This window comes from Pseudomonas sp. NPDC088414, from assembly GCF_044753325.1.
Taxonomy (GTDB): Bacteria; Pseudomonadota; Gammaproteobacteria; order Pseudomonadales; family Pseudomonadaceae; genus Aquipseudomonas.
Window position 1 is genome coordinate 33,958 of sequence record NZ_JBIVMY010000009.1, and the last position, 9,766, is coordinate 43,723.

At 61.5% G+C, this 9,766-nt stretch carries 8 protein-coding genes; 5 read left to right on the top strand and 3 right to left on the bottom strand.

The features are described 5' to 3' along the window. Positions 1–232 precede the first annotated feature (232 nt). On the bottom strand, positions 233–1,294 hold the full coding sequence (gene lptG / locus ACIP8I_RS11145) for an LPS export ABC transporter permease LptG (protein WP_007965162.1): 1,062 nt from the start codon (positions 1,292–1,294) through the stop codon (positions 233–235). Continuing rightward, on the bottom strand, positions 1,287–2,408 hold the full coding sequence (gene lptF / locus ACIP8I_RS11150) for an LPS export ABC transporter permease LptF (protein ID WP_400760992.1): 1,122 nt from the start codon (positions 2,406–2,408) through the stop codon (positions 1,287–1,289). Before lptF ends, lptG begins: the two co-directional genes overlap by 8 nt. 308 nt (positions 2,409–2,716) lie before the next feature. Between lptF and ACIP8I_RS11155 the strand changes: the two genes are divergently transcribed. The 5 genes from ACIP8I_RS11155 to rlmF all read left to right on the top strand — a co-directional run bounded on the left by ACIP8I_RS11155 (position 2,717) and on the right by rlmF (position 9,451). After that, complete coding sequence (locus ACIP8I_RS11155; RefSeq protein ID WP_027610952.1) at positions 2,717–4,207, top strand: leucyl aminopeptidase; 1,491 nt, start codon at positions 2,717–2,719, stop codon at positions 4,205–4,207. 61 nt (positions 4,208–4,268) lie between these two features. Next, entirely contained in the window at positions 4,269–4,697 is a 429-nt protein-coding gene (locus ACIP8I_RS11160; protein ID WP_400760994.1) for a DNA polymerase III subunit chi, read from the top strand. Positions 4,698–4,705: 8 nt separating this feature from the next. Beyond that, positions 4,706–5,092, top strand: a complete 387-nt coding sequence (locus ACIP8I_RS11165) for a DNA polymerase III subunit chi (RefSeq protein ID WP_400760996.1) — start codon at positions 4,706–4,708, stop codon at positions 5,090–5,092. A gap of 265 nt (positions 5,093–5,357) precedes the next feature. After that, on the top strand, positions 5,358–8,204 hold the full coding sequence (locus tag ACIP8I_RS11170) for a valine--tRNA ligase (RefSeq protein ID WP_007965170.1): 2,847 nt from the start codon (positions 5,358–5,360) through the stop codon (positions 8,202–8,204). 227 nt (positions 8,205–8,431) lie between these two features. Further along, entirely contained in the window at positions 8,432–9,451 is a 1,020-nt protein-coding gene (gene rlmF, locus ACIP8I_RS11175) for a 23S rRNA (adenine(1618)-N(6))-methyltransferase RlmF (RefSeq protein ID WP_041064757.1), read from the top strand. A 179-nt stretch (positions 9,452–9,630) separates the two neighbouring features. Here the strand turns inward: rlmF and ACIP8I_RS11180 are convergent. Further along, positions 9,631–9,766: HU family DNA-binding protein (locus ACIP8I_RS11180; RefSeq protein WP_400761159.1), on the bottom strand; the 136-nt coding region annotated here is incomplete at its 5' end.

Genomic DNA, 9,766 nt, shown 5'->3' on the forward strand with positions numbered 1-9,766 from the left:
CTTGCCATGGTCATTGTGGGCGATGATTGATTATTTGCGGATATGACTCAAATCACTCACGGATCAACACTCAAAAAGGCTGCAGGCTTGGCCCGCCGAAAAATAGCCGGGAATTGTACCTGATACACGGCGCAAGCGTCACGTTCGCCTGTCACCCCGATTGCATACGAAAACGCCCCGATCTGTCGACCGAGGCGTTTTCGCAGTTAAAGCGTTGGCAACAACGCGGCCATCAACCGGCCCGTCGCAGCAACCAGACACCCGCCAATGCACAGACCGTAGCCGGCACCAGCACCGCGAACAGCGGCGAGAAACCGAACACCAGGCTCGATGGGCCAAGCAGATCCTGGACAATGCGGAAGGTGAAGCCCACCAGCACGCCGGTGAACACCCGCTGACCGAGGGTCACCGAGCGCAACGGACCGAAAATGAAGGAAATCGCCATCAGCACCAGCGCAGCGGTGACCAGCGGCTGCAACACCTTGACCCAAAATGCCAGCCAGTAACGGCCATTGCTCAGGCCTTGATCCGCCAGATAGTGGATATAGCCCCACAGACCGGAAATCGACAGCGACTCAGGCGCCATCACCACTGTGTTGAGCAATTGCGGGCTCAGCGACACGTCCCACTCCTCGCTCGGCGCGTTCACCACTTCGGTGCTGCGCTCGTGGAACACCGTGGTGGTCACGTCGCTGAGCAGCCAGCGCTTGCCGTCGAACTCCGCACGTTTGGCGAAGCTGGAACTGAGCAGGTGACGCTCTTTGTCGAAGTGATAGCGGGTCACGCCATACAACAGGCCGTCGGGTTGCACGGCGTTGATATGGATGAATTCCTCACCCTGACGGTGCCACATGCCGTGCTTGGCGCTCTGCGCGTCGCCACTGCCTTGCGCCAGCGAGCGATTGGCCTGGGCCATGCTTTCGGTGGCCGGGGCCACGTATTCGCCGATCAGTACGCCGGCCAACATGAGCACCAGCATTGGCTTCATGACCGCCCAGACGATGCGCCCGATGGACACACCCGCGGCACGCATGACCGTCAGCTCGCTGCTGCTGGCCAGACTGCCAAGGCCGATCAGACAGCCGATCAGCGCGGCCATCGGCAACATTTCATACAAGCGACGCGGTGCGGTGAGCAGGACGAAGCTCAGCACGTCGGTCAGCGTGTAGGTATCGCTGACGTCGCTCATCTCGTCGATGAAGGCGAACAGGGTCGCCAGACCCAGAATGATCGCCAGCACGGCGATGATCGCCACGAATACGCTGCTGCCGATATAGCGGTCGAGTTTAACCACGGGCCACCTCCAGCGCAGCGCTGCGACGGCTGGCCAGCTTCAGGCGCATAGGCTCCCAGTACAGCAGGCCGAGACCGATGACCAGGAAGATCCCGTGCACCCACCACAGGCCGAGGGCCGGCGGGATCTTGCCTTTTTCGAGGGCGCCGCGGGCGGCAATCAGGATAGTCAGGTAAGCCATATAAAGAAGAATCGCCGGCAGCAGCTTCAGGAAACGGCCCTGACGCGGATTGACCCGCGACAGCGGCACCGCCATCAGGGTCACGATGAAGACCAGCAACGGCAACGAAATCCGCCATTGCAGCTCGGCCCTGGAACGCTCGTCGTCGGCGCCCAGCAGGGTCGAAGTCGGGATCGCGTCACGGTCGGTGACTTCGTCACTGGCATCCGGTTTTGGCAGCAATACGCCGTAGGTGTCGTATTTGATCGCGCGGTAATCGGCCTGACCCGGGCTGCCGTCATAGCGATAGCCATTGTGCAGAATCAGGTAGCGGTTGCCGTCCGAGTGGATCTCCTGACGGCCCTTTTCGGCCACCAGCACGGAAATCCCGCGGTCCTTCTGATTGGCCCCGAGATTTTTCTGCGAGATGAACACGCCGCCGAGGTTGACGCGGTCGTCGGTCAGGCTTTCGGTGTAGGTCACCCGAGTGCCGTCACGCAAAGCCTGAAAACGGCCAGGCTCGAGGGTATCGAACTCGGTCAGGGCGTCCTGCTTGTTCAGCAGCAACTGAAACTGGTTGGCGCCTTGCGGGGCCAGACTCAGGCTCAGCCACGCCACCACCAGTGCTACCAGCGTCGCCGGGAACAGGGTCATGCGCAGCAGACGCTGCTGACTCATGCCGGTGGCCGAAAGCACGGTCATTTCGCTTTCGAGGTACAGCCGGCCGTAAGCCAGCAGGATCCCGAGAAACAGGCCCAACGGCAGGATCAGCTGCATGAAGCCCGGCAGACGGTAACCCATGATCAGGAACAGCGATCCCGGATCGAGTTGGCCCGCAGCGGCCTGGGCAAGGTATTTGATGAAGCGACCGCTCATGATGATGACCAGCAGCACGGCGCTGACGGCGCTCAGGGTCAACATCACTTCACGGGACAGATAACGGAAGACGATCAAACCAGACACTCCAGGGTTGTCAGGCTAAGGCGGCCAAACAAGCAAACGTCTCGACCGGCCCGCAAGGCAGAGCCGTCGAAAAAAGATGCGGCATTATCCTGTGATTGAGGGCGCCTGTCACTGCGCACACTCACCCAAGCGTAGATTCCGTTGAAGATCGCACAACCGAGGGTTGTCAGGCGCGGTGAGCGAGGTTCAAACTGCCGCCTTCGTCGCAGGCACAGCCCTGCGCCTCTTCTATCTATAAGCAGGCGACTGCGGACACCGTCGAGCGCCTGTGTGTTGACCATTCATTCAGGGATCCGGACATGGAACTGGTTGTAAAAAGCGTTAGCCCAGAAACGTTGAAAACCGCCACCCTGGTGGTTGCCGTCGGCGAAGGCCGCAAACTCGGCGTGGCCGCCAGACAGGTCGACGAGTTGAGCGGTGGCGCGATCAGCGCCGTGCTCAAGCGTGGCGATCTGGCCGGCAAGGTCGGTCAAAGCCTGCTGCTGCACAGCCTGCCGAACCTGAAAGCCGAGCGCGTGCTGCTGGTCGGCGTGGGCAAGGATGAGGAACTGGGCGACCGTCCGTTCCGTAAAATCGTTGCCGGCATCCTCAACACCCTGAAAGGCCTGGGCGGCAGCGACGCCGTGCTGGCGCTGGATGAAATCATCGTCAAGAACCGCGACAGCTACGGCAAAACCCGCCTGCTGGCGGAAACCCTGGTGGACGGCGAATACACCTTCGACCAGTTCAAGAGCCAGAAAGCCGAACCGCGCGCCCTGAAGAAAATCACCCTGCTGACCATCAAGGCTGCTCAGGCTGAAGTGCAGCGCGCCGTGAACCACGCCACCGCGATCGCCAACGGCATGGCCTTCACCCGTAATCTGGGCAACCTGCCGCCGAACATCTGCCACCCGACCTTCCTCGGCGAGCAAGCGAAGAACCTTGGCAAAGAGTTCAAGGATCTGAAAGTCGAAGTCCTCGACGAGAAGAAGATCAAATCCCTCGGCATGGGCTCGTTCTACGCCGTCGGCCAGGGCAGCGCCCAGCCGCCACGCCTGATCGTCATGCAATACAACGGTGGCAAGAAATCCGAGAAGCCTTACGCGCTGGTCGGTAAAGGCATCACCTTCGACACCGGCGGCATCAGCCTGAAGCCGGGCGCCGGGATGGACGAAATGAAGTACGACATGGGCGGCGCTGCCTCGGTGTTCGGTACCCTGCGTGCCGTGCTTGAGTTGAAGCTGCCGATCAATCTGGTGTGCATCCTCGCCTGCGCGGAAAACATGCCGAGCGGCAATGCCTCGCGTCCGGGCGACATCGTCACCACCATGAGCGGCCAGACCGTGGAGATCCTCAACACCGACGCCGAAGGCCGTCTGGTGCTGTGCGACGCCCTGACCTACTCCGAGCGCTTCAAGCCGCAGGCAGTGATCGACATCGCCACCCTGACCGGTGCCTGTGTGGTTGCACTGGGCGCCCACACGTCTGGCCTGCTGGGCAACAACGACGAGCTGATCGAGCAACTGCTCAGCGCCGGCAAGGCTGCTGACGACCGCGCCTGGCAACTGCCGCTGTTCGACGAATACCAGGAGCAATTGGACAGCCCGTTCGCCGACATCGCCAACATTGGCGGGCCGAAGGCCGGCACCATCACTGCCGCGTGCTTCCTGTCGCGCTTCACCAAGAACCTCAACTGGGCGCACCTGGACATCGCGGGTACCGCGTGGACCAGCGGCGGCAAGGACAAAGGCGCCACCGGCCGTCCGGTTCCGCTGCTGACCCAATACCTGCTGGACCGCGCCAAAGCCTGAAACCGATGAACCTGGGCGGCGTCACTTTGCGGTGACGCCGCTCAAGGCTCAGGGAACCGCAATGACCAAAGTCGACTTCTACATCCTGCCCAGCGCCGATCCTTCGGCTCGTCTGGACTTTGCCTGCAAGCTCACCGAGAAAGCCTGGCGCATGGGCCACCGCATCTACCTGCATTGCAGCGATGCCGCTCAGCGTGACGACCTCGATGCGCGGCTGTGGGCGTTCAAGGGTGAAACCTTCGTGCCCCACGGCCCTGCCGAGAGTGAAGCGGACGGTTTGATCGTGCTGGGACTGGGTGCTGACTGCGGCGGACATCAGGATCTGCTGGTCAACCTCGACCTCAAAGTCCCGACCTTCGCCAGCCAATTCGCCCGGGTGGCGGAAGTGGTGGTGGAAGATCCGACGATTCGCGCGGCGGCACGGGAGAGTTTCCGTTTCTACCGCGAACAGGGCTATCCTCTGCAAGATCACCGTTTACAGCGACTCTGAGTACGCCGATGGACACTCCAAAACCGCTGCAAAAGCCTGCACACCTGCTGGACGATCTCGAATCGATCCGCCAGTTGCTCGGCGATGACAACCTGCAACCGCCACTGCTGACCGACACGGTCGAGGATGGCGAACAGGAACAGATTCCGATGTTGTTCGAGGCCGTCGACACCACGCCGCCCGCCATCGAACCACCCCCCGCTCCGGCCCCGGCACCTGCTGTTGCGCCTGTGGATAAAGGCCCGGACGCCCTGCTGCACCTGGACAGCGAACTGCGCGCCGCCGCGCAATTGATCATGCAGGACGTGCTCGACGACTTCGCGCCGCACATCGAAACCGAAATCAAACGCCGCCTCGAGGCGCGGATGGAACGGTTGCTCAGCCAGTACGAATAGTCCGGCCCCCGGTATTTTGTGGCGAGGGAGCTTGCTCCCGTTGGGGTGCGAAGCGCCCCCCAAAACCATTCAACAGTGTTTTGTCCACGAAGCCTGCGTGGCCGTGTTACGACTGCTGCGCAGCCGAGCGGGAGCAAGCTCCCTCGCCACAGAGTTCGCGACCACATTTAGATCTCCATCCGGCCCGCCCCGCTCGCCCTCGGCCCCATGCCCCGCTATACTTCCCGGCTTTTCCTGAATAAATGCCAATAGGGTCCCGCCGCGCATGGATAAGACCTACCAGCCGCACGCCATTGAAACTTCCTGGTACAACACCTGGGAGTCCGAGAACTATTTCGCACCGCAAGGCGCGGGCGATTCCTACACCATCATGATCCCGCCGCCGAACGTCACCGGCAGCCTGCACATGGGGCACGGTTTCAACAACGCGATCATGGACGCCCTGATCCGTTTCCGCCGCATGCAGGGTCGCAACACCCTGTGGCAGCCGGGCACCGACCATGCCGGTATCGCCACGCAGATGCTGGTGGAGCGTCAACTGGAAGCCACCGGCCAGAACCGCCACGACCTGGGCCGCGAGAAATTCCTCGAGAAAGTCTGGGAGTGGAAGGATCAGTCCGGCGGCAACATCAGCCGTCAGATCCGCCGCCTCGGTTCGTCCGTGGACTGGAGCCGCGAGCGCTTCACCATGGACGACGGTCTCTCGGAAGCGGTCAAGGAAGCCTTCGTACGCCTGCACGAAGACGGCCTGATCTACCGCGGCAAGCGCCTGGTCAACTGGGACACCAAGTTGCACACGGCGATTTCCGACCTCGAAGTGGAAAACCACGACGAGAAAGGTTTCCTGTGGAACCTCAAGTACCCGCTGGCTGACGGCGCGAAAACCGCTGAAGGCAACGATTTCCTGATCGTCGCGACCACCCGTCCGGAAACCATGCTCGGCGACTCCGCCGTGGCCGTTAACCCGAACGATGAGCGCTACAAAGCCCTGATCGGCAAATTCGTCGAGCTGCCACTGGTTGGCCGCCGCATCCCGATCATTGCCGACGATTACTGCGATCCGGAATTCGGCACCGGCTGCGTGAAGATCACCCCGGCCCACGATTTCAACGACTACGAAGTCGGCAAGCGCCACAACCTGCCGCTGCTGAACATCTTCGACAAGAACGCCAACGTGCTGCCCGCCGCCCAGGTGTTCAACCTCGACGGCACGCTGAACGACAGCATCGACGGCAAGATCCCGGCCGAATACGCCGGTCTCGAGCGTTTCGAAGCGCGCAAGCAGATCGTCGCTGCGTTCGACGCCGCCGGCCTGCTGGTCAGCGTCGACGATCACAACCTGAAAGTGCCGAAAGGCGACCGCTCCGGCACCGTGATCGAGCCGTGGCTGACCGACCAGTGGTACGTTTCCACCAAGCCGCTGGCTGAGCCGGCGATTGCTGCCGTTGAAGACGGCCGTATCCAGTTCGTGCCCAAGCAGTACGAAAACATGTACTTCTCGTGGATGCGCGACATCCAGGACTGGTGCATCAGCCGTCAGCTGTGGTGGGGCCACCGGATTCCGGCCTGGTACGACGAGTCGGGCAAGGTCTACGTCGGTCGCGACGAAGCCGAAGTGCGGGCCAAGCACAACCTCGGCCCGGACGTTGCGCTGCAACAGGACAACGACGTGCTCGACACCTGGTTCAGCTCGGGTCTGTGGACCTTCTCCACCCTCGGCTGGCCGGAAAAGACCGAGTTCCTGAAGAAATTCCACTCCACCGACGTGCTGGTCACCGGTTTCGACATCATTTTCTTCTGGGTTGCCCGGATGATCATGCTGACGATGCACCTGATCAAGAACGAGGATGGCACCCCGCAAGTACCGTTCAAGACCGTCTACGTGCACGGCCTGGTGCGTGATGGCCAGGGCCAGAAGATGTCCAAGTCCAAGGGCAACGTCCTTGACCCGCTGGACATCATCGACGGTATCGAGCTGGAAGCCCTGGTGCAGAAACGCACCTCCGGCATGATGCAGCCGAAACTGGCGAAGAAGATCGAGAAGCAGACCCGCGACGAGTTCGCCGACGGCATCGCCAGCTACGGCACCGACGCCCTGCGCTTCACCTTCTGCTCGCTGGCGTCCACCGGTCGCGACATCAAGTTCGACATGGGCCGCGTCGAAGGCTATCGCAACTTCTGCAACAAGATCTGGAACGCCGCGCGTTATGTTCTGGACAAGGGCGAAGACTGCGGCCAGAACGGCGAAGCCTATGAGCTGTCGCTGGCGGATCGCTGGATCATCTCGCAACTGCAACGCACAGAAGCCGAAGTGACCCGCCAACTGGATCAGTTCCGTTTCGACCTCGCCGCCCAAGCGCTGTACGAGTTCATCTGGAACCAGTACTGCGACTGGTACCTGGAACTGTCCAAGCCAGTGCTGTGGGACGAAAACGCGCCGGTCGAGCGTCAGCGTGGCACCCGTCGCACGCTGGTGCGCGTGCTGGAAGTGGCGCTGCGTCTGGCGCACCCGTTCATGCCGTTCATCACTGAAGAAATCTGGCAGCGCATCGCGCCGCTGGCCGGCATTCAGGGCAAGACGATCATGCTGCAGCCTTGGCCGGTGGCCAACGAGGAGCGCATCGATCCAGCCGCCGAAGACGACATCGAGTGGCTCAAGGGCCTGATGCTCGGCACACGTAACATCCGTGGCGAAATGAACATCGGCCCGGGCAAACCGCTGCCGATCTACCTGAAGAACGTCAGCGCTGAAGATCAGCGTCGCCTGACCGAGAACGAAGCGCTGCTGAAGAAACTGGCGCGTCTGGAATCGATCACCGTTCTGGCGGCTGGCGAAGAAGCGCCGCTGTCCGCCACCGCTCTGGTGGGTGAGATGGAAGTGCTGGTGCCGATGGCCGGTCTGATCGACAAGGGCGCCGAACTGGCACGTCTGGACAAGGAAATCCTGCGTCTGCAGGGCGAAGTCCAGCGGGTTGGTGGCAAGTTGTCCAACGCCGGTTTCGTCGACAAGGCCCCGGCCGAAGTCATCGAGAAGGAACGCGCCAAACTGGCCGAGGCTGAACAGGCCCTGGGCAAACTGGCCGAGCAGCACGCGCGGATTTCCAGCCTGTAAGGGCAAGCCGCAATCAAAGAGGGAGGCCGCAATGGCCTCCCTTTTTTTATGCCCGCCACACCTCCCCTGTAGGAGCTGCCGCAGGCTGCGATCTTTTGACTTTGGATTTTTAAAAACAAGATCAAAAGATCGCAGCCTGCGGCAGCTCCTACAGGGAATGGGGTTCACAGCGGCTGGATGTGGGACAATACCCGCCACTTTCAGCCATACCCGAATCGATCACACCCATGAACGCCCCCCGCACACCCAAACCTGCGCGCAAGAAGCCTGATGCCGCGACCCCGGCCAAAGCCGTCGAGCCGCGTGAAAAGGCCAGCCTGCACCCGCGCAATCGCCATCAGGGTCGCTACGACTTCCCGGCGCTGATCAAGACCACGCCGGAACTGGCGAAATTCGTGATCACCAACCCGTACGGCAAGGAAAGCATCGACTTCGCCAGCCCCGACGCGGTGCGCGTGTTCAACCGGGCGCTGCTCAAGGCGTTTTATGGCATCGAGCATTGGGACATCCCGGCCGATTATCTCTGCCCGCCGGTGCCGGGCCGTGCCGATTACGTGCACTTCCTCGCGGACTTGCTGGCGAGCATGAACGACGGCAAGGTGCCGCGTGGTGCAATCGTCAACGTGCTGGACATCGGCATGGGCGCCAACTGCGTGTATCCGCTGATCGGTAACAGCGAATACCGCTGGCACTTCCTCGGTTCGGAAATCGATCCGACCGCCGTGGCTGCCGCCCGAGCCATCGTCCAGTCCAACGGGCTGAACAAGGTGATCCAGCTGCGCCAGCAGGAAAACCGCAAGCACATCCTGATCGGCTTGCTGGAGCCGGGCGAGCGCTTTGACCTGACCATGTGCAACCCGCCGTTCCACGCCTCGATGGAGGAAGCGACCAAGGGCAGCGAGCGCAAATGGCGCGCACTGGGCAAGGCCGATCCAAAACGCAAACTGCCAGTGCTGAACTTCGGTGGTCAGTCTGCCGAGCTGTGGTGTGAAGGCGGCGAAGCGCGTTTCGTGACCCAACTGATCGCCGAAAGCGCGAACTTCCAGCACAAGGTGCTGTGGTTCAGCACTCTGGTGTCGAAAGCCTCGAACCTGCCCGCCATCGAAACCGCCCTGAAAAAGGCCGGCGTGCTGGAAAGCCAGGTAGTGGAGATGTCGCAAGGGCAGAAACAGAGCCGCTTCGTGGCGTGGACCTTCCAGACCAAGTCCGAGCAGCAGATCTGGCGGCGCGAGCGCTGGGTTCGCTGATTCTGTGTAGGAGCTGCGGCACGCTGCGATCTTTTGATCCTGCTTGAAAACAAGATCAAAAGATCGCAGCCTCGTTTCACTCGTCAGCTCCTACAGGGCGGTGTAACGCCTTGCCAAATCGCAGGCACAAAAAAACCGTGCCCGGATCACTCCGGTGCACGGTTTTTTATCGCTGCGTCTTACTTGTTCACAGCGTCGGTCAGGCCTTTGGCCACAACCAGCTTGATCACTTTCTTGGCAGGGATTTCGATGGCAGCGCCAGTCGAAGGGTTACGGCCAGTGCGGGCAGGACGCTCGGTCACTTTCAGCTTGCCG

Excerpts from the sequence above, each read along its gene's own strand:
- ACIP8I_RS11160 (WP_400760994.1), top strand. The coding sequence starts at position 4,269 with ATGACCAAAGTCGACTTCTACATCCTGCCCAGCGCCGATCCTTCGGCT.
- ACIP8I_RS11170 (WP_007965170.1), top strand. The coding sequence starts at position 5,358 with ATGGATAAGACCTACCAGCCGCACGCCATTGAAACTTCCTGGTACAAC.
- rlmF (WP_041064757.1), top strand. The coding sequence starts at position 8,432 with ATGAACGCCCCCCGCACACCCAAACCTGCGCGCAAGAAGCCTGATGCC.
- ACIP8I_RS11155 (WP_027610952.1), top strand. The coding sequence starts at position 2,717 with ATGGAACTGGTTGTAAAAAGCGTTAGCCCAGAAACGTTGAAAACCGCC.
- ACIP8I_RS11165 (WP_400760996.1), top strand. The coding sequence starts at position 4,706 with ATGGACACTCCAAAACCGCTGCAAAAGCCTGCACACCTGCTGGACGAT.